The sequence below is a fragment of the Methanobacterium spitsbergense genome (assembly GCF_019931065.1).
Classification (GTDB): domain Archaea; phylum Methanobacteriota; class Methanobacteria; order Methanobacteriales; family Methanobacteriaceae; genus Methanobacterium_B; species Methanobacterium_B spitsbergense.
Genome location: NZ_JAIOUQ010000002.1, coordinates 60374 through 84465, shown reverse-complemented (window position 1 = coordinate 84465; position 24092 = coordinate 60374). Strand labels below are relative to the sequence as shown.

The window sequence follows — 24092 nt, the reverse complement described above, 5'->3', positions numbered from 1 at the left end:
ACATAATCATGTACTTCAACTCTTTTTGTATATTTTTTTTTAACAAGTTATATTACTTTATAAATATATATTACTAATGAAACTTGGTAATTAAACTGTTTTTGAGAGTATATAGGGGTTATTCAAAAATGTCAAAAGGAACTGAAGACCATCACAGTGATGAAATAAATGAACTGGAAAAAGAAATTGTTAAATGTAAAGAAAGTGAAGAAAAATATCGCAGTGTAGTGGAAAATATGCATGATGTGTTCTACCGTGCAGATATGGAGGGTAAAATCACCATGATAAACTCCTCCGGCCCCAAAATGAGTGGTTACGAATCAGTAGAAGATATGATTGGTCTGAACTTATCCCGAGATCTCTACAAAAAACCTGAAGAGAGAGAACGCCTTTTATCTATCCTAAAAAAAGATGGAAAAGTAACAGATTATGAGATAGAACTAAAAAAAAAGGACGGAACATCATTATGGGTATCCACTAACACCCACAATTACTACGACAAATCCAAAAAACAATTGGGAGTAGAAGGAGTATTTAAAGACATAAATGAACGGAAAAAAAATGAGGAAAGGTATAGGCGTATCGTGGAAAAAGTTAAAAAAAGTGAACAACGTTTTAGGGTTATTGCAGAAACTGCAACAGATGGAATTATTACATCAGATGTGCAGGGGAACATCCTATTTTTTAACAAAAGTGTTAAAACCATGTTTGGTTACTCAGCCGACGAAATGGAAGGTAAACATCTGACAATGTTGATGCCTAATAGGTTTAAGGCAGGTTATATTGAGTACTTGGAAAAGTTTAGATCTAGTGGTGAACATGAACTTATTGGAAAAACAGTTCAAACTACAGGTTTAAAAAAAGACGGTACTGAATTTCCATTCGAAATGTCCCTTTCTACCTGGAAATCAGGAGATAAAACATATTTCTCGGCCATACTAAGGGATATAACTGAAAGGAAAAAAGCTGATGACAAACGGAAAAAAACCGAGGAAAAGTATCGCTACATTGTAGAAAAATTCCTAAAAGTCTCAAATGAAATACTACAAGAAATGAACAAACCTTAAAACAAATAAATTTATGAGTTCTGTTTAGATTATTAACAAACTTGCCATGAAAAGTTTTCGGAAAGGATGATAATATCATGAGTAAAACTAAAAAGGAAAAGCTTGATGATGTGCTTACAGGTCTCATGCAGGTGGGGCAGATAAAAGCTTGTGGTATTGTTTCGAAAGAGGGCCTATTAATAAATTCAAGGACACCTCCTGATGTGGATGCCAGAATATTTTCAGCATTGTGCTCGACCATAATGGGGGCTGCAGAAGCTGCATCAGGACAACTGAAAACTGGAACGGTAGCACAAATATCTGTTAAAACTGAAAAAGGAACTATTGTACTTATTCATGCAGGTTTAAAGGCCATATTAACCCTTTTAACTGATCCAGAAGCTCAACTTGGACTAATATTCTTTGAAATGGAAACACGTGCAGCCCAAGTTGAAGAAATCCTAAGCGAGATGTAGTATTTTTTCGTAGTTGTACTCAAGAGACTCATAATGAATAGTCTCAAATTAACAGCAGCTATGTAATCAGATTAAATTCATAGTAGGATATTACCAGAGTTTCTCACTTTATACAATAAAATCCTGACTGCATGTAAGACATCCAAAACATTTCAACAACTTTAAAACCTGTTTTTTCCAATAATAAACGGTGTTCATCAACTTTAATAGGAAAGTATTCAACATCAAATCTCTTTAAATAGTTTTCAACGGTTTCTGTATCCCTACCCCTGGAAATCTGATAGTTTTTCATATAATGTTTCATTAATTCAATTCCTTCCTTGGTTATGGGGCTAATATTTTCAAATGTATTGTAAATACCATTATCTTTTAAAAGATTGTAACAATTTTTTTTGTGGCCTTGAATCTATCTTTTCCGGACATATAATGGTGGGCCTGAATTGCTGTGATTACATCTGTTTTTAAATTATCCTCAAGAGAAATTTTACTTGTTTCCGGGGTTCTAGAAATTTTATTTTTTCGTCTTGTTGTTTTGAAAGTTTTGATCTGGCCAAATTTAACATTTCAACAGATGGATCTGCCCGTATGAAATTAGTATTGTTAAAATTTTCAATTGCCTTTTTAACAAGTGATCCTGTACCTCATCCTGTATCCGGCCAAATTTTAGCCTCTTTTAATATTGTTTTTATCATATTTATTGTTTCATCATGGAATTCATAATGGAATTGTGTCTTTTATCTGCAGATCGTAATCTTCTGAACTATGAGATGAACTATTGTCATTATACTGCATTCAATACCTCTTAACGATTTAAATAATTTATTGAAATTCCATTACTTCTTTACAAAATCATAAGTTGATTCTGCATGTTTTTGAATTAAAAACTTCAGGAAGTATATGTAAGGGTTAATTTATAATCTAATATTTATTTTAGAAACACTATAAAAATTGTTAACAAAAACATTTCATTAAATTAAAACAAGTTTAAAAAAAATGAAATTTAAAACATTACCTCCGGAAGATATTTATAGTGAATTAAACACTTCAAAGAGTGGTTTAAGTCCTGATGAAGTCGAAAAACGTTTAACAGAGTATGGGTTGAACCAGATTGAAGAAGTTAAGCAAAAGCCATTAATTTTGAAATTTGTTGCTAATCTATATCAGCTACTAGCCTTACTATTGTGGGGGGCCAGCGCCCTTGCATTTATTAGTGGAACACCCCAGTTAGGATTTGCAATTATTGCTGTTATAATAATTAATGCTATTTTTAGTTTTTGGCAAGAATTCGAAGCAGAGAAAGCTGTTGCTGCATTAAAGAAAATTTTACCCTCAACTGCAAAGGTGATAAGACAAGGTAAAGAGATGGAAGTATTAGCTTCACAACTGGTTCCAGGGGACATACTCATACTTGAAGAAGGGAACAACATTTCAGCGGATGCCCGATTAGTTGAGGCATATCAAATGAAAGTTGATAATTCAACTCTAACAGGTGAGTCTAAACCTGTTAGAAAAATTGCAGATCCAGAAGAAAATGATGATGAATCCATTGTTAGCACGTTTAATTTGGTTTTAGCAGGTACAAATGTTTCATCTGGATCCGGTAAAGCTGTTATATTTGCTACGGGTATAAATACTGAATTTAACAAGATAGCATCTTTAACTCAAAAGGTCAAGGAAGAACCAAGTCCCCTTCAAAATCAGCTTGCCCGTTTAACTCAACTAATTGCAATCATTGCGATTTCAATGGGTGTTGTACTTTTCTTTCTAAACATTTATGTTGTTAAACTTAGCCTTTCCATTGCCTTTTTATTTGCAATAGGTCTCACAGTGGCCAATGTTCCTGAAGGTCTTCTTCCAACAGTTACCCTGGCACTAGCAGCTTCTGTGAAAAAGATGGTTGGTAAAAATGCGTTGATAAAACGTCTTTCAAGTGTTGAAACTCTCGGCTCAACAAATATCATATGTACTGATAAAACCGGAACACTCACCAAGAATCAGATGACCGTACGTAAGATATGGATACCCTACGATGTTATCGATGTTACTGGAGCGGGTTATAATCCTGAAGGTGATTTTCTTCAAGATGAGGGCCCAGTATGTCATAAAGATGTATTAGAACTCAAACTTTTAATGAGATCAGCCACATTTGCAAACGATGCTAAACTAGTTTCACCATCAAAACCTGGTGAAAATTGGAAAATATATGGTGATCCAACAGAAGCATCATTACTTGTTGCTGCACGTAAAAATGGTTTTGACTGGGAGAGTGAACTTAAAAAAAATCCACGTATATCTGAACTTCCATTTGATTCTAAACGAAAATCAATGAGTTCAATTCATAATGTAGATAATAAAAAGGTAGCATATATCAAAGGGGCCCCGAAAAAGATTATAAGACTTTGTAATGAAATTTCTGTTGAAGGAGCTCCAATAATCTTCAGTGACGAAGCAAAAGAACAAGTAATAAATGAACATGACAAACTTGCTGCATCTGGACTTAGAATTCTTGGAATGGCCTATAAAAATCTCCCATCAGATTTTGATGATTATAATCCTGATTCTGTTGAAAAAGATATGATCTTTCTTGGAATGATGGCAATGCAAGATCCTCCCCGTCCAGAAGTACTTCCTGCGGTGGCTGACTGCCACAAAGCAGGTATAAGGATAATAATGATTACTGGTGATTATGGTCTTACAGCTCGTTCAATAGCCCATGAAGTGGGAATTGTGGATAATAAAACTTGTAGGATAGTTAAGGGTAAAGAATTAACAACCATGAGTGATGAAGAGCTGAAAGAAATCTTAAAATCTAATGAAGACATTATATTTGCACGTGCAGTACCAGAGCATAAGATGAGAATAGCATCTGTTCTAGAGGACATGGATGAGATTGTTGCTATGACTGGTGATGGTGTAAATGATGCACCAGCACTTAGAAAGGCAGATATAGGTGTTGCAATGGGTATAACTGGGACAGATGTAGCAAAAGAAGCATCTGACATGGTACTTACCGATGATAATTTTGCAACCATAGTTTCAGCAATCAAAGAAGGAAGAACCATATATGAGAATATAAGAAAGTTTATAACATATATTTTCGCTCATGAAACAGCTGAAATCATCCCATTCATTCTTCTGGTCATCTTTAAAATACCATTACCTATCACTGTAATGCAGATCCTTGCAATTGATCTGGGAACAGATACATTACCTGCATTAGCACTAGGGATGGGTCCTTCAGAGTCTGATGTTATGGATAGACCACCTAGGCCAAGAAATGAAAGACTTCTAAACTTTGGAGTAATTTGGAGAGGTTACATATTTTTGGGGCTAATTGAAGCAGCGCTGGTAATGTCAGGATATTTTTGGGTTTTGTTTTCTGGAGGATGGACTTTAGGACAGTCCCTACCATTCACTGATCCACTGTACTTAGAAGCAACTACCATGGTATTTGTTGGAATTGTTACATCCCAAATAGGAAACTTACTTGGGTGTCAGACAACAAGAACCTCAACTTTTAAAGTGGGTGTCTTTAAAAACAAATGGATAATTCGTGGAATTCTATTTGAAGTGGCTGTAATGCTTTCAATAGTGTACATCCCATATCTCCAGGGTATATTCGGAACAACGACACTTGGAATTTATCAATGGTTGTATGTTATAAGTTTCATACCTATAATGTTCTTCGCAGAGGAATTAAGGAAGTATATAGTAAGAAGAATGAATAAATAATTTTTAATTTAATTAGGAACAATGTTTATTTAAATAATTGAAAATATTTTTTTTTAAATCATTTTATTTATTTGTGAAAATATAAAATAATTATATGGTAGATGAGGAATTAAAAAAGAAGAAAGAACTTGAAAAAGAAATGGAAAGAAAGATCAATCGTATGATAATCTTGGGTGTTATTCTTCTTCTCCTGGTTGTTATTCTTGTCGGTATTCTGATTCGTACACGGCCCTTTCTCTAAAATAATTATTTCACACTATTTTTTATGTGAAAACAGCTCTGACTTTAAAGACCAATACAAATATCATGCCCCTTATTTTCATGATAAGTCCAGGTCGAACCTGTCTAGGGTCATGACTTTGTTCCATGCATTTATAAAGTCTTGCAGGAACTTCTCTGAGGAGTCCTCACACGCGTAGAATTCTGCTAAAGCTCGCAGCTGGGAATTTGAACCGAAGATAAGGTCTACACGAGTACCGGTCCACTTGAGTTCTCCAGTTGTCCGGTCCTGCCCCTCGAATACATTATCATCTTCCGCGGATGCATTCCATACTGTTCTCATATCAAGCAAATTCACAAAGAAATCATTGGTAAGCGTCTCGGGATGTTTAGTGAAGACACCATGCTGAGATTGTTCAAAGTTGGTATTCAGGACACGTAAGCCGCCAATGAGAACTGTCATCTCAGGAACTGTCAAAGTTAATAATTGCGCTTTGTCCACCAGAAATTCTTCAGGCCTAACCGTGTTTCGATTCTTTTGATAGTTACGGAATCCGTCTGTGACTGGTTCCAGTACAGCAAATGAGTTGACATCGGTCTGTTCCTGCAAAGCGTCCATGCGTCCAGGTGAGAAGGGTACAGTCACTTCATGACCAGCATTTTTTGCTGCCTGCTCAACACCCGCACAACCAGCTAAAACTATTAGATCAGCTAGCGATACCTTTTTACCTCCCAACTGGGTTTCATTAAATTCACTCTGGATCTTTTCGAGTATCTCGAGCACTTTACCTAGCTGAGCTGGTTCGTTGACTTCCCAATCCTTCTGCGGTGCAAGGCGAATGCGGGCACCGTTGGCACCGCCACGTTTGTCCGAACCGCGGAAAGTGGACGCCGAGGCCCAAGCTGTCGAAACCAGCTCTGATATTGACAGGCCAGAATCCAATATCTTAGACTTAAGGGAAGTGATATCCTTTTCATCAATCAGTTTGTGATTGAATGCAGGGATTGGGTCCTGCCAGATGAGCTCCTCATCCGGTACCTCCGGTCCAAGATAACGTGTTCGAGGACCCATATCACGGTGGGTCAGTTTGAACCATGCACGGGCAAATACTTCTTCAAGTTGATCTGGGTTCTCATAGAAACGCCTTGAAATCTTTTCATAGGTAGGGTCGAACCGTAGAGCGAGGTCTGTTGTCAGCATGCTTGGGGCGCGACGCTTTGATGGATCGTGCGGATCCGGAACTGTATCGGCTCTTGCATCCTCCTTTGGCTTCCACTGATATGCACCTGCTGGACTTTTAGTCAACTCCCATTCGTAGCTGAATAATATCCGGAAGAAATTGTTATCCCACTTTGTTGGTGTGTTGGTCCATATAACTTCGGGACCTCCTGTAATTGTATCGTTGCCTTTACCTGTGCCGAAACTGCTCTTCCAACCCAGACCCTGCTCCTCAATGGGCGCAGCTTCAGGTTCGGGACCCACCAGTGAAGGGTCACCTGCTCCATGGGTCTTACCGAAAGCATGGCCACCTGCAATTAGGGCCACTGTCTCCTCGTCGTTCATTGCCATACGAAGAAAGCTCTCTCTAATATCCTGCGCTGCAGCAACTGGATCAGGTTTGCCGTTAGGGCCTTCAGGGTTCACATAAATCAAACCCATCTGAACTGCGGCAAGAGGATTCTCAAGTTCACGATCACCAGTGTACCGTTTATCTCCAAGCCATTCGTTCTCGGAACCCCAATATATATCCTTCTCTGGTTCCCAGATGTCTTCGCGCCCAGCACCGAAACCAAAGGTTTTTAAACCCATTGATTCCATGGCGACATTGCCTGCAAGAATCATTATGTCGGCCCAGGATATTTTCCGGCCATATTTCTGCTTGATCGGCCAGAGCAGTCGGCGTGCTTTGTCGAGGTTTGCATTGTCAGGCCAGCTGTTGAGAGGTGAAAATCGCTGGCTTGCATGACCTGCCCCTCCACGACCGTCACCGATTCGATAAGTGCCTGCGCTGTGCCATGCCATACGGATCAATAAGGGTCCATAGTGCCCGAAGTCCGCTGGCCACCAATCTTGTGACTTTGTCATCAGTTCAAGGAGGTCTTTTTTCAGGCTCTCGAAGTCAAGGCTCTTGAATTGTTTTGCATAGTTAAAATCCTCACCCATGGGATTGGATTTCGAGGAATGCTGACGCAGGATGTCCAGATTCAACTGGTTCGGCCACCAGTCAAGATTTGTCATGCCGCTTCTAACAGTTTGTTTACTATTTTCATCCATAATTACCCCTCTCTTTTTTCCATTTTTAATTAATCTATCTAAATTTTAAAAAAACCTTCACATAAACTCTAATTGCGTTATTCGTTCGGTTCTCGATAGATATTCACAATATAATTTCGATTATTGGCATGGACTCGTAATCAGCAAAGTTTTCTATTATATTTATTATAGGCTAAGAGAAAATAAATTTACCGTTTTAAAGAGTTTGGCATGTAGAAAAGGGGTTAAATTGTTCTGACTCAAAACTTAACTGAATATATACTTTAATAGATTACATTCCTCTTAACCCGTTCAATAACATTCCAACTGATATTTTATAACCTATATTTAATTGAAACAAATTTAATTAGCATATCAAAATTTCTTAGTTTAATATTACAAATAATAATTTTGTATTTATAATATACATAGAATAGTTTGGTAAATTATATGTACAAGGAATAACTCAGTAAATTAAATTTCATTTTAATGATCGGAAATTATTTTTAATCTTTAAATATTGAAGTGAAAATTCCAACAGTGCTTAAAACAGCAATGGCAACTAATGAAATTCTAAGGCTTATAATTAGTTCTGGATAATTAGAAGGCATAATCTGCACATTTCCCAATAAAATTGAAATAACTATCATTACTATACCCATTCCAAATATCTGTCCCATAGATCTCATATTACTCAAAGTAGCACTTGCAACTCCAAAATATTTTTTATCCACAGAACTCATGACAACCTTAGTATTCGAAGAATAGAACAAACCTATACCTGCTCCAAAAATAATAAGAGAGAATACTCCTAGATATACAGCATTTTCAAAATTAATTAATGTCATAAGGGCTACGCCAATGGTTGTTAATACCATCCCGACTGTTGATACATTTCCAGGATCGATTTTATCCGATAATCTTCCTGCAAAAGGAGATACAAGAACCATCATAATTGATTGAATAGAAACTATTAGACCTGCAGTAAGAGGACTATAACCTTTTAAATATTGTAAATAGAGTGATAGAATAAACCCTACCGATACAAATGCACCGTAATTCATAAATGCAGTGATGTTTCCAAAGGTGAAACTTTTGCTTTTAAATAAATTTAAATTAATCAAAGGAAAAGCAACTCTTTTTTCTACTAAATAAAACAAGGAAAGTCCTATTATTCCTCCAATTACAAGAAACAGACTATACTTGTTGGTAAAATCTGAAAAAGCATAAATTATGATTATAAGAGACATGCCTAATAGAAATGAACCTAAAATATCTAATTTTTCTCCATCGGAATCTATCCAATCATGTTTAAACCGTGTAATAGCATATGCTGCTATTAATCCAATAATCGTATCGAAATAAAATAAGGTTCTCCATCCTAAAATTTCAGTGATAGCTCCTCCAAGTATTGGTCCAATTATTAATCCTACAAAGACACCCATTGATGTTAGTCCAAAGGCCATGCCTCTTTCATTTTCAGGAAATGCAGATGATATCATGGCATTTAAATTGGCAAATATCATTGCATTTCCTATAGCTTGAAGAACCCTGAAAAAAAGGAACATTTCTCCGGAAGTGGAGAAAGCGGATATAAATGAGCTAAATGTGAAAATGATCAATCCATATTGAAAGATTCGTTTTCGACCATAGATATCCCCTATCCTACCAAATGGAATGTAAAGTATGGCATTAACAAGCAGATAAATTGTAGATATCCAGGTTAAAAATACAGCAGATAAATCAAATTCAAAGGCTAAAGCAGGTAGTGCTAAATTAATGGATGATCTAACAAATGGTGTAAGAAACGATACTAAAATTCCCACTATTAACAAATCTTTTTTAAGATCTTTGTAATCCATAGATTAAACCCGCTAATTAAAAAATTTTGACTGAAATTGATTAATTATTAGGGTATTTTCTTATATGTTTTTTTCCAATTTGTTATGGGAGATGTTGTATTATAACTTAATTCGTTTACCAATCGGTTATTTTTTAACAAATAACGTACAATTAGCTTATGGATACTTCAATAGTGGAGGATAAATTAAGTTACACTATTTTAAGTTATTCTATTTTAATTTCCATGTTTTATAAATGAACAATGTTCCAATTACAAAGTTTATTATAGCAACTAAAATTAGTTCAGGTCCTTGAGCGGAACTTACAGTAATTCCTAGAGGCCCTGTTAAATTAAATAGTTCAACTATTGCTATAATCCACAATAGTATTCCAACTACATATATTCCTATGAAACTTTTTGTTAAATATATTACTATTGCAAATAAAATAAAAATTACTCCAATTTCAGGGAGAGAAAATAATAGACTTAGGATTCCCCATATTGCCACAATAATACTAGTTCTTTTTATCCATTTTTGACGTTCATCAACGGGTTTTACAGTTCGGTTATCATTTTTAACAACATCTTCCAAGAATATTCCTCCTATGCTTTTTATTAATAATATATAGATCAATATTAATAAACTTTAACTTTATTATTATGAACAATTGAAAAGGGTTTAAGTTGCATAAATCATAGAGAGCATATAATATTTCTTTAAACATAATTCCACATCTGTGATCAACCTATTTGTCTTAAATTGTGTTTAACTGTTCATTAAAAAAAATAGGGAAAAAAGATTTTTAAAAATCTTCTGATCTTAGTTTTCCTGTCTTGGTAGTAATATTCCTCCTAATATCATGAGTCCTGCTAGGATTAATGCTCCAATTGGTGCTCCAGTTTTTTGCATGGGTATTGTTTGTCCACCGTGGGGTTTGACTTTGTTATGGGCCTTTTTATGGGCCTTGACAGTTACTGCAGATACTATTGCCTGTTGCCTAGAAGTAGTACTGCTAACGAGTTTAGAAGTTATTAAAAATGTTCCTGCTCTTAGAGCTTTCACATTTAATTTTAGTATAGGATCCCCTACCTTTACATCTCCCAAAATCCAAGTCAATTCTTTTGTAGCTGCGTTATAAGATGGTTTAGCACCATCCTTTGAGGATGCACTTACAAACCTCAAACCTTTAGGTATGACAAAACTCATAACCACATTATTTGCTTCATCAGGACCTTTATTACCCACCTTGTAGGTGATGGTAAATGTTTTTCCCACTAAAGTTTGGATAATGGTTGGACTGACTTTCACATAAAGGCTCGATTTTTTGACATGTATACTTTTAGTTGCTGAAACAGGACTATTCATTTGTTTATCTATAGCCTGTACTCTGTTTTTCAGTGTTTTTCCACCATGTATATTTATATTTGCTGTTAACATTGCTTTGAAATGAGCACCTCTTGCAAGGTTATCTACGTTCCATGTAACTGTTTTCTTTGTATAATCCCATACTCCTCCTCTTGTTGAATCCACATAGATCATTCCAGTAGGTAAGGTATCGGTTACAATGATGTTTGTAGCTGTGTCTGGTCCGTTGTTTTTCACATCGATAATGTAGAAAACAGAGTTTCCTGTATTGTATTTTGTTTTGCCTGAAGTTTTTTTGATGGATAATACTGCCTTGTTAACTTTTATATTTGCAGGCGTAGATATTATCGGTGTTTTTATTCCATTGTTGTATGCAGATACTGTGTTTGTAATGGTGTGTCCTTGTGTACCTTTATTCACAGATGCTGTGAATGATGGAAGGAAATGTAGACCACTAGTTAAACTTGCTAATTTCCAAGTTACAGTTCGAGTTAAAGCATTATAGCTTCCACCTAGTGTAGAACTAATATAGGTAAGTCCTGATCTTAATGTATCGGTTACAATGATGTTTGTAGCTGTATCTGAACCATTGTTTTTCACATCAATATTGTAAACAACTGAATCTCCTGCATTGTACTTTGTTTTATTCGATGTTTTTTTAATGGATAATTTTACATTGTATATGTATAATGTTGCTGTTTGTGGTGTTATTGGTGTTGGGTTGTAGGTTGTTTGTGTTTCAGATGCTGTGTTGTGAATTGTTCCTATGTCATTTGTAGACATTACCTTGGTTATGGTTAATGTTGCTGTTGCTCCATTTGCCAGTCTAGAAATGGTCCATATTCCTGTTGTAGGGTCATACGATCCAATTGATGGTGTATAAGTAAAGCCTACAATGAATGGATCGCTTACTAAGACGTTTGTTGCATCGCTAGGTCCGTTGTTGGTTAGTGTTATGGTGAATATTCCTCTTTGTCCTACATGTACTGGGCCGTTGCTGGTTTTTGTCATGATTACGTGTGCTGATGGGTTTACTGTTAGGTTTGCTGTTTGTGGTGTTATTGGTGTTGGGTTGTAGGTTGTTTGTGTTTCAGATGCTGTGTTGTGAATTGTTCCCACGTCACTAGGTGCCATATTATGTTTGCTAATGGTTAATGTTGCTGCTGCTCCATTTACCAGGGTTCTGATGGCCCATATTCCAGTTGTAGGGTTGTATGTTCCGATTGAAGGTGTATAAGTAAATCCTTTTATGTATGGATCGCTTACTAAGACGTTTGTTGCATCGCTAGGTCCGTTGTTGGTTAGTGTTATGGTGAATATTCCTCTTTGTCCTACATGTACTGGGCCGTTGCTGGTTTTTGTCATGATTACGTGTGCTGATGGGTTTACTGTTAGGTTTGCTGTTTGTGGTGTTATTGGTGTTGGGTTGTAGGTTGTTTGTGTTTCAGATGCTGTGTTGTGAATTGTTCCCACGTCACTAGGTGCCATATTATGTTTGCTAATGGTTAATGTTGCTGCTGCTCCATTTACCAGGGTTCTGATGGCCCATATTCCAGTTGTAGGGTTGTATGTTCCGATTGAAGGTGTATAAGTAAATCCTTTTATGTATGGATCGCTTACTAAGACGTTTGTTGCATCGCTAGGTCCGTTGTTGGTTAGTGTTATGGTGAATATTCCTCTTTGTCCTACATGTACTGGGCCGTTGCTGGTTTTTGTCATGATTACGTGTGCTGATGGGTTTACTGTTAGGTTTGCTGTTTGTGGTGTTATTGGTGTTGGGTTGTAGGTTGTTTGTGTTTCAGATGCTGTGTTGTGAATTGTTCCTATGTCATTTGTAGACATTACCTTGGTTATGGTTAATGTTGCTGTTGCTCCATTTGCCAGTCTAGAAATGGTCCATATTCCTGTTGTAGGGTCATACGATCCAATTGATGGTGTATAAGTAAAGCCTACAATGAATGGATCGCTTACTAAGACGTTTGTTGCATCGCTAGGTCCGTTGTTGGTTAGTGTTATGGTGAATATTCCTCTTTGTCCTACATGTACTGGGCCGTTGCTGGTTTTTGTCATGATTACGTGTGCTGATGGGTTTACTGTTAGGTTTGCTGTTTGTGGTGTTATTGGTGTTGGGTTGTAGGTTGTTTGTGTTTCAGATGCTGTGTTGTGAATTGTTCCTATGTCATTTGTAGACATTACCTTGGTTATGGTTAATGTTGCTGTTGCTCCATTTGCCAGTCTAGAAATGGTCCATATTCCTGTTGTAGGGTCATACGATCCAATTGATGGTGTATAAGTAAAGCCTACAATGAATGGATCGCTTACTAAGACGTTTGTTGCATCGCTAGGTCCGTTGTTGGTTAGTGTTATGGTGAATATTCCTCTTTGTCCTACATGTACTGGGCCGTTGCTGGTTTTTGTCATGATTACGTGTGCTGATGGGTTTACTGTTAGGTTTGCTGTTTGTGGTGTTATTGGTGTTGGGTTGTAGGTTGTTTGTGTTTCAGATGCTGTGTTGTGAATTGTTCCTATGTCATTTGTAGACATTACCTTGGTTATGGTTAATGTTGCTGTTGCTCCATTTGCCAGTCTAGAAATGGTCCATATCCCTGTTGCAAAGTTGTACGATCCAGTTGATGGCATATAAAGAAAGCCTGTTATATATGGATCGCTTACCAAAACGTTTGTTGCATCGTTGGGTCCGTTGTTTTTTAGTGTTATGGTAAATGTACCTGTCTCTCCTACGTGTACTGGGCCGTTACTTGTTTTTGTCATGACTACATATGCAACCGGGTTTACTGTTAGATTTGCGGTTTGTGGTATTATTGGTGATGGGTTGTAGGTTTCTTGTGTTTCATATGCTGTGTTGTGTATTGTTCCTACATCAGTTGGAGACATTACCTTGCTTATGGTTAATGTTGCTGATGCTCTATTTGCCAGTTTGTCTATGCACCATATTCCTGTAGCACGGTCGTATGATCCAATTGATGGTGTATAAGTAAAGCCTGCTTGGAATGGATCTCTTACCAAGACGTTTGTTGCATCGTTGGGTCCCTTGTTAATTAGTGTTATTGTGAATGTACCTGTCTGTCCAACGTGTACTGAGCCATTACTAGTTTTAGTCATGCTTACTTCTGCAGCCGTTCTGGTTTTTATAAGTGCAGTTTTTTGTTTTATTGGTGTTGGATTGTGCGTAAATTGTGATTCAGTTACATTGTCGTACCAATTGAGTTTTAAATCTTCTTTGTTCATAATTCTGTATGCGGTTAATGTAACTGTTTCTCCATTTTCCAGTTGAAATACGGTCCATCTACCATGGAGAATATCGTAACATCCCTCTGATAGTTCATGTATAAAGTCTGGTAAAAGATTGTGTTCTTGAACTATTATTCTATATGCAATGTCAGGTCCGTAGTTGGTTAGTGTTACGATGAATTGTCCTATTCCGCCAACATGTGCGGGGGAGTTACTCTTAATGGACATTACAACTCTTGCTTGTGGTTTAATGTAAATTTCTGTAGTTACTTGTTGATGATCTACTGTTGCACTCACATTTTGTGCATTAGGGTCGTTTGCTGTAAAGACTATAGTTGAAACACCACCAACAGTGGTTCGTGTAAACGGTTCTGTAAGACGTCCATATGTACCATTGGTCAGACTGAAAGTTACTGTAGTTCCATCTGGAACAGTTCCTGGTGCTAAGTTGATCTTGTTATCTTTTCGATTGTCTCTTGTGAGGTATGCTGTTACAGTTGAATTATTTCCATTGTATATGGGACTGTTGCTCTTTATCCTTAGATACAGGTAAGGATTCCATGAAATATGATTTATACTCGGATTATCATACTGTTCAAATATATCCTTGGGATATATGGGATCAATAATCTGGCGTACATAGTCTGGACTGTTAGTTCCCCACCAGTTGTGAATAGCATTAACATAGACATGGTTTACTACATGTAACCCACATTTTCCATTGTCAACTATACTGTTGTAATGGATATTGAGTTTATTACTTTTTGAGTTGTCTTTTGAAGATCTATCTATATGTATTCCATCCTCAGAATTGTTTCTAATGTTATTACTGGTAATTACCGGATTACCACCATTTATCCAAATACCATCACCATTACAAGTACCATGACCGTTGTTGTGTATGTTGTTGTTTGATATAACAGCATTTCCACCCATAATGTAGATACCTCTCCAAAAGTTACCATATATGTTGTTGCCTGTGATGGTTGGGTTTCCACTTTCAACAGTTATTCCAATACCGTCTTCATTAATATTATAGAAGATGCTACTGTTTCTAATGTTAACTGTGCCTGAACCAGCAGTATAAATACCTGATCCTCCCAGGTTATTATTTACAAGGCATCGATTCATGTAAAGGCTACCATTGTTGTAAATAACTCCACCATCCTTTGCGGCTTGACTATTTACAAAGACACAATGGTTTAGTGTAAGAGTACCTCTATTATTTTCTAAAGCTGCACCATTGGAAGGTTTGAACATGTTTTGGAATATTATGTTGTTAAAAGATGCTTTAAATCCAGGATTTACTACAAATCCCCATCTAATTCCATGACCGTCAATGATGGCTCTTCCTCCGTAGAGAACGTCAAAATTTAAGTTTTTACTCAGTGTAATTTGAGTGTTACCCTCCCCAGAAAATGTGCAACCATTTTCCAGCATTATGGTATCACCAGATAAGGCATTATTTACAGCGTTTTGTATTGTTCCCCAATTATAGTCCGCAGGATGTCCTCCTCTAGATACAGGAGCTCCATTATTCCATATTTGAGGATCTTTTGAAGTATTTGATGTTTTTGTTTTGTTAATTGATAGATTTTTGTTTATTTTCACTACATTTGTTATTTTCTGAGTATTCTGCGTAAACGTTGTATGATTTACAGATGTTACAGATTTATCTGATAAGTGATCTGCTGCAGAAACCGTTCCCATAGCAATTAATGTGAATATAAGCATAAATACAATCAATTGAGCTTTTTTAATATGTTTTTGCACTTTTTCACCTCCTTTTATAATGAATACAAAATTTAAAAAAACCTTGGGAAATTGGCAAAATAAAAATTTACCAATCACTAGGTTCTTTTATAATACTAATAGAAATCTTTATATATATAAAATTTTACTTTAAAAAGTAAAAATGAAATTAAAAGAAGTAGGGATCTTAGCGAAATATAATCAGACTTTTTTTAAGTAATCTATACAAATTAAGGCGATTGAAAACTATCATGTACTTATGGGAGAGTTAAAAGCCCAAAAAGATATCATGACCCAGCCATCACCCAGGGAATGAAAAGTATGTGAGAAAAATATAATTGAAAATTTTATGAATGAATCAAAAGGTAAAATGAAGAAGTGGCTTTAATGATAAACATAATGGAAGAAATGGAAAAGAGAAATAAAGAAAGAGATGAGCTACTTGATAAGATTATTATTCAAATGGGAATAATTGGAAGAACAAGATAAACTTGACAGATTAATTAACAGGAAATTTTATTGAAGAAAAGATGATACATTCATTATTGTAAAGTTGCAATAACATTATTGTAAACTTGCAATAACATTATTGTAAACTTGCAATAACATATTAATGAAGTGATCTCATGAAAGATAACACCAACAAAATTATTACAGCCCTATTAGAGAACGGCTCCAAGCATACGAATATTAGGCAAATATCTCAAGATATCAAAATGAACTATTCAAATGTACATAGAATTTTTAGAAATCTTCATGAATTAAATTTAGTATCGTTGGAGAAGCATGGTAAATCTTCTGAATATTCCCTAATAAAGAAAATAAATCCTCTAATCTTTAAAGCTGAATATTTACGATCTAAAAATTTATTAGATCATAATAAAGATCTAAAGATTTTGCAAATGAAATTAATGTCATTAAAATTTCCATTCATTGCATTAATTTTTGGTTCTTACACTAAGAAAACAGCATCAAAGAGTTCTGACATTGATTTAATGATAATCTCAGAAAAAGAGAGAGAAAAAGAATTTGAAAGGATTATAAATTTGTTACCTTTAGATATCCATCTTGTAACATTAAATTTTGAAGAATTTCTATCTATGGCTAAGAACAGTGACTTCAGTGTTGTATCAGAGGCAATTAAATTTAATATCCTACTTGTGGGTATTGAAGACTATTATCGGATGTTAGAAAATGTTGGATGATGAAAGAATAAAATTAGCCAATCGTAACTTTATACAATATTTGAATGAAGGCTTATCCCCTATGTGGGTGATTGTCTCTTCTTATTATTCCATGTATTATATGTCCAATTCTGTTCTCAACAAACTTGGATTCAAAGTTGGTGATCAAATTTCTCATAGAGTTACTGCTGATGCTTTAATCGTTCATGTAAGAGATAAGTTAAAAAGTCATATTTTAAAAGAGTTTGATGATGCTAAAAAGGAATATGTCGAAATAGACAATTTGACAGATGACATAATCGAGTTTTATGATTTAGAGCACAAAAAGAGATTAAAGTCTCAATATGTGATGGGATACGATGCTAAAATATCAAAATCAAACACTTCATTTAATAGAGCAAAAAAATTTGTTAATGAGTTGGAAAAAGTTTTATTAGACCTTTAATTCAAACCCATACAAATAATAAGTGTTTGAAACTAGAAAAAATGAAATTTAAATAAAAAAAGGAAGAAAAAAAATTATTTTATGCTCCTGTTTTGAATCTGAAGGTGTATGTAGCGGATAGATTGTTTCCTGCGTAGTCTTTGATTGCATCTTTAGGTATGGTTACTTGGTACCAGTTGTATGCTAATCTTGTTAAAGGCATTTTTAGGTATAATGTGTTCCGAGTGATTGATTTGGTGATTGTTACGTATTTACCTGTGGTGAGGTTTTTGATGGTTATGTGGTTGTAGTATGTGCTTGTTTTGAGATATTCACTGAATTTAATTGCTATAGATGATGTTTTGCTAAAACCTGTCTTCCAGTTAGTTGGATTGGTTAATAAAACTTTAGGTGGAATGGTATCTATTATTTTAACTGAGGTTTTTACTGTTTGATTGTCTAATTTAGCTGAAACAGTTGATGTACCTAATGTCCCGCTTGTAAGGTTGGTTTGTGCAATTCCGTTGACTGTGGATGCTGAACTGCCTATAGTTCCTAATGTTGTTGCAAAGTTTACCCGAATTCCATTAGGTAAATATCCTCCGGTCTGAAGTTTTCCAATACTATCATACCTCAGATCTGCGGTTATTTTTGAATTCGTATTAGTTTGAACAGTACTTGGAACAGCTTTTAATGTGAGCACTAACCAAGGATCGTAAATAGCTTTACCGATTATTTTAGTTTTAGGGGAGCTATTTGAACCCCACCAATTCCAGTAAGCAGAAATATTTTCATTGGAATAGTTCACAACGGCCCAATGATCGTTATTTACAATTCTGTTGTATTTTATTTTATTCCCAGTGGATGGAGCGAAAATATTTACAAAACTGATTCCATTACCATTATTGTAAATATTATTTCCAATTATGGTATTGTTTGAAGATGCAACGAATACTTTACCACTAATTTCTCTGATTTCATCAAACGTGATACCAACTGTATTAGTTGATATAATGTTACGATTTATCGTGTTATTTGTTGCCCCTTCAATCTTTAGGGCATATTTACAGTTTTTCAAGCTGTTATCATGTACTGTTATGAATTCACAAGGGTAATATTTGTTTTCTGAATAATCTCCTACTAGCCTTATTCCATTTGTAACATTGGTTAACTTGTTATATCCTACCTGAACATGTGTGGTAGGTTGTATATTCATCCCATTTCCAGTAATATTATTGAAGGTATTGTAAGATATGGAAGAATAGTCCATTCCGTTTATAGATATTCCATTTGAGATATTTTTAAATGTATTCTTGGTTATGGTAGAGTGAGGGTTTGATTGAATGTCAATGCCCGTATCTCCAATTGTGAAAATGTTTCCTGATATAGTATCATAACTACCAGAATCAAAGTAAATTCCTCTACTGTTATTGTAAAATGTATTGTTAAATATTTGAACATATTTATGGTCTATAGAAGCTCTCACTCCAATAACATTTCCAATTATGGTGTTGTTCTTGATTATAGCTTGATTAGCAACAATACCATAATCTTCCCCATTCCCCTGAATAATGAAATTTTCTAGAATATTGCCTTTACTTAGTTGAAAAATATATTGAATATTAGGATCTATCACTTTGTTTTTAACTGTTACTTTACCTTTTGCAGTAATTGTGAGATTTTCTTTTTTGATAAAAACTTTTTCATTGTAAGTATAGGCTGAACCATTTTTATCATGTACATAAATATGATCACCAGAATTAGATGCACTTACTGCCTGATTAATAGTGCTGTAGGTATAGCCCGGCCCCACATTCCTGTCAGCTGCCGAGGCAACTCCAGAAATTGTTAAAACAAAAAGAAATCCCAAAAATAATAGAAATAACTGTTTTTTCATCTATTTCCACCCCGGGATGAAATTATAGAACATATTAATTCACATAAAATTTTATCTTCATTTGTAGAAACTTTTAAATCTTCTATAATGTTTTACACCCCCCCAAGGGTTTTCTAATTAAAATGTTATTCCCTAAAAAAAATTATATAATAGTATAATTATTCATCATTATTACATTTTTCTAAACTATTTTTGACTGAACTTAATACTAATCTACGATTTTACACATAAATTTTATATTATATACATGCACTTTTAGGTATGAGTATAACCATTTTCAAGTTTAAATTTAAAATAAAAAAAGAGTGAAAAATAGATGGAATTATATTTTTTATCTAGGATACCACTCTCTATGGACTTGAGACCATTTCATATTATATATTAAAACTTTACTTCCGCTCGGGTAGCCTGAAAAAGTATGTGTTTTATACGTCCCTGTTTTGGGGATCGTAGTGTAGCTAAATATTTTTGATCTATAATAAGTGTTATATTTAGTTTTAACTTTATACTTAACAGTCAATGTAGAACTTCTGACATCTGCCCAATGGTATGGATTATTGTTATTGTTATATATGTAATACTTTAATTGAGTTGTACTTCCCAAATAATTTTCATGGATCGTTGGGTAAGAAAAACTACGATAATTAGAACCTACAGTGCTGGGCTCCCATACATATGCCCCTCTACTACTAAAATAACGATCGGTAGAATCATAATAACTACCGGATTCATAATAGTAATTTGTATACGTTTTTGTAGTGTATTTTGTTGGTACTTTTAAAGCAGATACAGAATTTACTGTTAAACCTAACACACACATGAATAAAAACGAGACCAATAATATATTTTTCACTTTCATTTTCCTAACATTCCCCCCGTGATGTTTTAAATTTATGTTTCTATATTTGAGTATAGCTATATAAATTATTAAGAAATTTTTATTTTTTAATATAATCCAAATCTGTCCACCTTACGAGTTAATTTTTTGATGAAAAAAACTTAATACAATTAACAATTTTGTTCATCATTTTTCATATAGAAGAGAAATGCCCCTGAACGGGACTTTTAGCTAATAGTAAATTAGCATTAATATGAAAATATGATAAAGTGAAATGTTAAAAATGTGAATTTTTTAGATTAAAATTCGAAATGATCAATCTTGTTTTGGTAACGTTGCAAGTTCTATAGCATTTTGTATTTCTGTTTCATCAAACGGTTTTGTGATATAACCAGCAGGTTCAGTTTGTTGAGCCCGTTCCCAGATTTTATTGTCATGGCTTCCTGTGAGGTATATAAATGGAATTTTAAAGAGTTTCTGGATTTGTTGGGCTGCCTCTATTCCATCTATTGGGCCATTTAGTTGAATATCCATTAAAACAAGATCTGGATTTGTTTCCCTTGTTTTTTTAATAGCATCATTCCCATTTAACGCTGTATCGAGTATATCATGTCCCAAACTTTCTAGCCGTTGTTTTAAATCTATGGCTATAATAATTTCATCCTCAACAATTAAAATTTTTGATTTTATCGTTTTTTACACGTTCCATTATTTGTAATATGAGGTTTAATTAATTAAATTGAAACATCACAATGTATTAAAGTTTTAAATTATTTTAGTGATAATTTAGTGAATTCAAAAAAATAGAATAATATTCCATTAAATCACCTTTAAAAATTCTTAACTTTGGATTTGGGAATAGAATTATAGAATTCAATAAATAAGGAATAATTAAAATAATAACCTATGGATTCATTTCATTATTTGATAGGTATTGTGAAATAGAATGTTGAACCTTTTCCTTGTTTTGATTCAACCCAAATATTTCCATTATGTTGATGTACAATTTTTTGTGTTATTGCAAGTCCAATTCCTGTCCCTTCATATTCATCATTCCCGTGCAAGCGTTGAAATATTGTAAAGATACGTTCTAAATGTTGTGACTCAATTCCTATACCATTATCTTTTATACTGATAATGTATTGGTTATTTTCTTTAATAGAGGATATATGAATCTTAGGAGGTTCTTGGCCATGATATTTAATTGCATTGCCAATTAGATTTTGGAACAATTGAACTAATAACTTTTCATCACCATAGACAGTAGGTAACGGATCATGGTCTATAACTGCATTATTTTCTTCAGTAGGAATTATTAAATTTATTAATGCACTCTCCAATACTTTTTCTAAATTCACAGATCTAAACACTTGTTCTTTCCTATTTACTTTTGAATATTCCAGAAGATCGTTTATCATGTCATCTAAACGTTTAGCCCCATCCACAGCAAATCCAATAAATTCATTCGCATCTTGATCCAAATTAGCACTATATCGACGCTCGAGTAATTGTAAAAAGCTAGTAATCATCCGTAATGGTTCACGCAGATCATGAGATGCCACATATGCAAAATGTTCAAGCTCAGCATTGGAAATGGCAAGCTCTTCTGTACGTTTTTTAACTTTTTCTTCAAGTGTATCCTGATATTCCTTTAATTTATTTTCTACCCTTTTAATTTGGGTTATGTCACGAGCAGCAGCAAAAACCCCAATAACTTCTCCTCTATTATCCTTATAGATAGAAGCATTGTATAACACCGGAGTCACTTCACCAGTCTTACTTTTGATTTCCAGTGAATAATCATACACAGAACCTTCTTTAAATACTTGTTTATAACCGGATCGGGCTTTTTCAGGTTCAGTGAAATAGTCTGAAAAATCAGTTCCAATAAGAACGTCCTTAGAGTATCCCGTAATGATTTCTGTAGATTTGTTTACATCGGTGATTTTTCCATCAGGCCCAATTGTAACCAGCGGATCCAGACTGGCATCAATCAAACTACGGTTATAATTACTCGAAAATTCTAAAGCTTCCTCAGTTTTTTTAAATTTAGTGATATCATTGAAAAGAATAGCTATTTCCCTATTTTCAGGAGCACCAATCTTAAATGCATATACATTATACCATCTATTCAAAGCTTTTGCCTCGTTAACAAAACGCATCGGTTTGCCTGTTAGAGCTATTTCACCGTAAATTTCAAACCAATGCTCCTCATGATCCGGAGCAAGATCACGCATCAATTTACCCTCTGCATCTTCCAGTCCAGTTTGCTTTGCAAAAGCAGGATTAATTTCTAAAAACCGATAATCAATGGGATTATTATTAGAATCGAAAATAACCTCAATAGTGCAGAAACCTTCATCAATAGAATTAAATAAAGTCAGATAATGTTCTTCACTTTCTTTTAAAGATTTATAAGCCTTTTCTAGCTCTGCGGTACGGACCTCCACCAAACTCTCTAATTTATCCTTATATTTATTCAGTTCGGTTTCCACTTCTTTACGCTCTGTAATGTCTGTATTAGTACCTAACCATCGTATTAACTTACCTTGATCATCTCTGATTGGTGTAACTCTGGTTAGGAACCAGCGGTACTTCCCATCTTTACTTTTAAGTGGAAATATATTGTCATATGGTTTTCCTTCTTTGATTCTTGTAGACCATTCTTCTGTTACTGGTTTTACATAGTCGGGGTGATGGACTTTTTGCCAACCCCATCCCTGCATATCCTCGAGTGTTGTTCCTGTATATTCATACCATTGTTTGTTATACCAGAAGATCCATCCATTTGCATCGGCCATCCATGCCAAGTTTGGAATATTATCTGCAAGAGTTCGGAAACGCTCTTCACTTTCCTTTAGCGCCTTATTTATTTGTAATAAATTATCTCCCTGATGCTTAAGTTCTTCATTTTTAACATGAAGTTCTTCGGAAGTGGATTGTAATTCTTCATTAGAAGTTTGAAGTTCTTCTGTTAGTTGTTGTTCACTCTCTAAAAGCTTCTGAGTAAGCACTTCCTGATGTTTTCGTTCAGATATGTTTGTGATGAATGAATAATAGTATTCAGGTGTACCATCTTTATTTTTCTCTAGATGCACAAGAAGTTCTATTGGTAATCTGGTCCCGTCTTTCCGTATATACTCTTTTTCATACCTTACTGGTTGTCCTGTGCATTGAAGTTCATTAAGTTTTTCATTTTCCATGTCCCTGAATTCTGGAGGTGTGAGAATTTCAGACCAATCTGTGTTTTTGAGCTCTTCTCTCGAATAACCAGTAAGTTCCTCAAATGCTTTGTTAACAAGCCCTAAGCGACCGTCTGGATAACCTACACCAAAGGGCTGAGAAGAATTTTCAAGTAATCTAGCAAGTAAAGCTTCACTTTTTCTAATTTCTTCAAATTCCTCTATAATTTTAATATTAGCATCAGCTTTTACCATACATTCACCAGAACCATTTATTTTAAAACAATTATGAATAAAATATCTTTGAAAATATTCTCATTTATAATTGTATGATTTTGGTCAATATTTATGAATAAATTATCTGTTAATAAAAAATAATATTAGATAATTAACTGAGATTTTTTTATGAAATCCATAAACTTTCTTGTGATTTAAAAAAAAAGTGGATACTAACCAAATTAATAAGGTGTGTTGCCTAGCATACTTACTTTCTCACTTAATCTGTATCTGTTGCTATAGACTAATCATACCACTTAATGGTTTACATATAAACCTATACATTTGCTCATAGATACATGCATGTATTCATATATTGATAGTTACAATGTCATTTAATCATAGGTGCTG

14 protein-coding genes are annotated in these 24092 nt (G+C 34.5%); 6 read left to right on the top strand and 8 right to left on the bottom strand.

Annotated features, from left to right (window positions below; genetic code table 11):
- Window positions 1-128: 128 nt before the first annotated feature.
- The gene (locus tag K8N75_RS00995) at window positions 129-1067 is read left to right on the top strand and encodes a PAS domain-containing protein (protein ID WP_223790312.1); all 939 of its coding nucleotides are present in this window, start codon (window positions 129-131) and stop codon (window positions 1065-1067) included.
- 77 nt (window positions 1068-1144) lie between these two features.
- Window positions 1145-1522 (top strand): roadblock/LC7 domain-containing protein, encoded by a 378-nt coding sequence (locus tag K8N75_RS00990; protein ID WP_223790311.1) that lies wholly within the window; start codon window positions 1145-1147, stop codon window positions 1520-1522.
- Window positions 1523-1625: 103 nt separating this feature from the next.
- Here K8N75_RS00990 and K8N75_RS00985 read toward each other — a convergent pair whose 3' ends face one another.
- A complete protein-coding gene (locus tag K8N75_RS00985; protein ID WP_223790310.1) occupies window positions 1626-1826 on the bottom strand; it encodes a hypothetical protein in 201 nt (66 codons plus the stop codon).
- 689 nt (window positions 1827-2515) lie between these two features.
- Here K8N75_RS00985 and K8N75_RS00980 point away from each other — a divergent pair.
- The gene (locus K8N75_RS00980; protein ID WP_223790309.1) at window positions 2516-5254 is read left to right on the top strand and encodes a cation-translocating P-type ATPase; all 2739 of its coding nucleotides are present in this window, start codon (window positions 2516-2518) and stop codon (window positions 5252-5254) included.
- A gap of 94 nt (window positions 5255-5348) precedes the next feature.
- Window positions 5349-5495, top strand: a complete 147-nt coding sequence (locus tag K8N75_RS00975) for a hypothetical protein (protein WP_223790308.1) — start codon at window positions 5349-5351, stop codon at window positions 5493-5495.
- A gap of 78 nt (window positions 5496-5573) precedes the next feature.
- Here K8N75_RS00975 and katG read toward each other — a convergent pair whose 3' ends face one another.
- The 4 genes from katG to K8N75_RS00955 all read right to left on the bottom strand — a co-directional run bounded on the left by katG (window position 5574) and on the right by K8N75_RS00955 (window position 15961).
- Complete coding sequence (katG, locus tag K8N75_RS00970) at window positions 5574-7748, bottom strand: catalase/peroxidase HPI (protein WP_223790307.1); 2175 nt, start codon at window positions 7746-7748, stop codon at window positions 5574-5576.
- A gap of 485 nt (window positions 7749-8233) precedes the next feature.
- Complete coding sequence (locus tag K8N75_RS00965) at window positions 8234-9589, bottom strand: MFS transporter (RefSeq protein ID WP_223790306.1); 1356 nt, start codon at window positions 9587-9589, stop codon at window positions 8234-8236.
- Window positions 9590-9799: 210 nt separating this feature from the next.
- Entirely contained in the window at window positions 9800-10162 is a 363-nt protein-coding gene (locus K8N75_RS00960) for a hypothetical protein (protein ID WP_223790305.1), read from the bottom strand.
- 228 nt (window positions 10163-10390) lie between these two features.
- On the bottom strand, window positions 10391-15961 hold the full coding sequence (locus K8N75_RS00955) for a right-handed parallel beta-helix repeat-containing protein (protein ID WP_223790304.1): 5571 nt from the start codon (window positions 15959-15961) through the stop codon (window positions 10391-10393).
- Window positions 15962-16566: 605 nt separating this feature from the next.
- Here K8N75_RS00955 and K8N75_RS00950 point away from each other — a divergent pair.
- The gene (locus K8N75_RS00950; protein WP_223790303.1) at window positions 16567-17145 is read left to right on the top strand and encodes a nucleotidyltransferase domain-containing protein; all 579 of its coding nucleotides are present in this window, start codon (window positions 16567-16569) and stop codon (window positions 17143-17145) included.
- Window positions 17135-17569, top strand: a complete 435-nt coding sequence (locus K8N75_RS00945; RefSeq protein WP_223790302.1) for a hypothetical protein — start codon at window positions 17135-17137, stop codon at window positions 17567-17569. The genes K8N75_RS00950 and K8N75_RS00945 overlap by 11 nt, the downstream gene beginning before the upstream one ends.
- A 79-nt stretch (window positions 17570-17648) precedes the next feature.
- Here the strand turns inward: K8N75_RS00945 and K8N75_RS00940 are convergent, their stop codons facing one another.
- The 3 genes from K8N75_RS00940 to K8N75_RS00930 all read right to left on the bottom strand — a co-directional run bounded on the left by K8N75_RS00940 (window position 17649) and on the right by K8N75_RS00930 (window position 23720).
- On the bottom strand, window positions 17649-19445 hold the full coding sequence (locus K8N75_RS00940; protein WP_223790301.1) for a NosD domain-containing protein: 1797 nt from the start codon (window positions 19443-19445) through the stop codon (window positions 17649-17651).
- A 1153-nt stretch (window positions 19446-20598) separates the two neighbouring features.
- On the bottom strand, window positions 20599-20955 hold the full coding sequence (locus tag K8N75_RS00935; protein WP_223790320.1) for a response regulator: 357 nt from the start codon (window positions 20953-20955) through the stop codon (window positions 20599-20601).
- Window positions 20956-21203: 248 nt separating this feature from the next.
- Complete coding sequence (locus tag K8N75_RS00930) at window positions 21204-23720, bottom strand: PAS domain S-box protein (RefSeq protein WP_223790300.1); 2517 nt, start codon at window positions 23718-23720, stop codon at window positions 21204-21206.
- Window positions 23721-24092: the final 372 nt, after the last annotated feature.

Coding starts and splice junctions, on each gene's coding strand:
- K8N75_RS00995 (WP_223790312.1), top strand. CDS start 129: ATGTCAAAAGGAACTGAAGACCATCACAGTGATGAAATAAATGAACTG.
- K8N75_RS00990 (WP_223790311.1), top strand. CDS start 1,145: ATGAGTAAAACTAAAAAGGAAAAGCTTGATGATGTGCTTACAGGTCTC.
- K8N75_RS00985 (WP_223790310.1), bottom strand. CDS start 1,826: ATGAAACATTATATGAAAAACTATCAGATTTCCAGGGGTAGGGATACA.
- K8N75_RS00980 (WP_223790309.1), top strand. CDS start 2,516: ATGAAATTTAAAACATTACCTCCGGAAGATATTTATAGTGAATTAAAC.
- K8N75_RS00975 (WP_223790308.1), top strand. CDS start 5,349: ATGGTAGATGAGGAATTAAAAAAGAAGAAAGAACTTGAAAAAGAAATG.
- katG (WP_223790307.1), bottom strand. CDS start 7,748: ATGGATGAAAATAGTAAACAAACTGTTAGAAGCGGCATGACAAATCTT.
- K8N75_RS00965 (WP_223790306.1), bottom strand. CDS start 9,589: ATGGATTACAAAGATCTTAAAAAAGATTTGTTAATAGTGGGAATTTTA.
- K8N75_RS00950 (WP_223790303.1), top strand. CDS start 16,567: ATGAAAGATAACACCAACAAAATTATTACAGCCCTATTAGAGAACGGC.
- K8N75_RS00945 (WP_223790302.1), top strand. CDS start 17,135: ATGTTGGATGATGAAAGAATAAAATTAGCCAATCGTAACTTTATACAA.
- K8N75_RS00940 (WP_223790301.1), bottom strand. CDS start 19,445: ATGAAAAAACAGTTATTTCTATTATTTTTGGGATTTCTTTTTGTTTTA.
- K8N75_RS00930 (WP_223790300.1), bottom strand. CDS start 23,720: ATGGTAAAAGCTGATGCTAATATTAAAATTATAGAGGAATTTGAAGAA.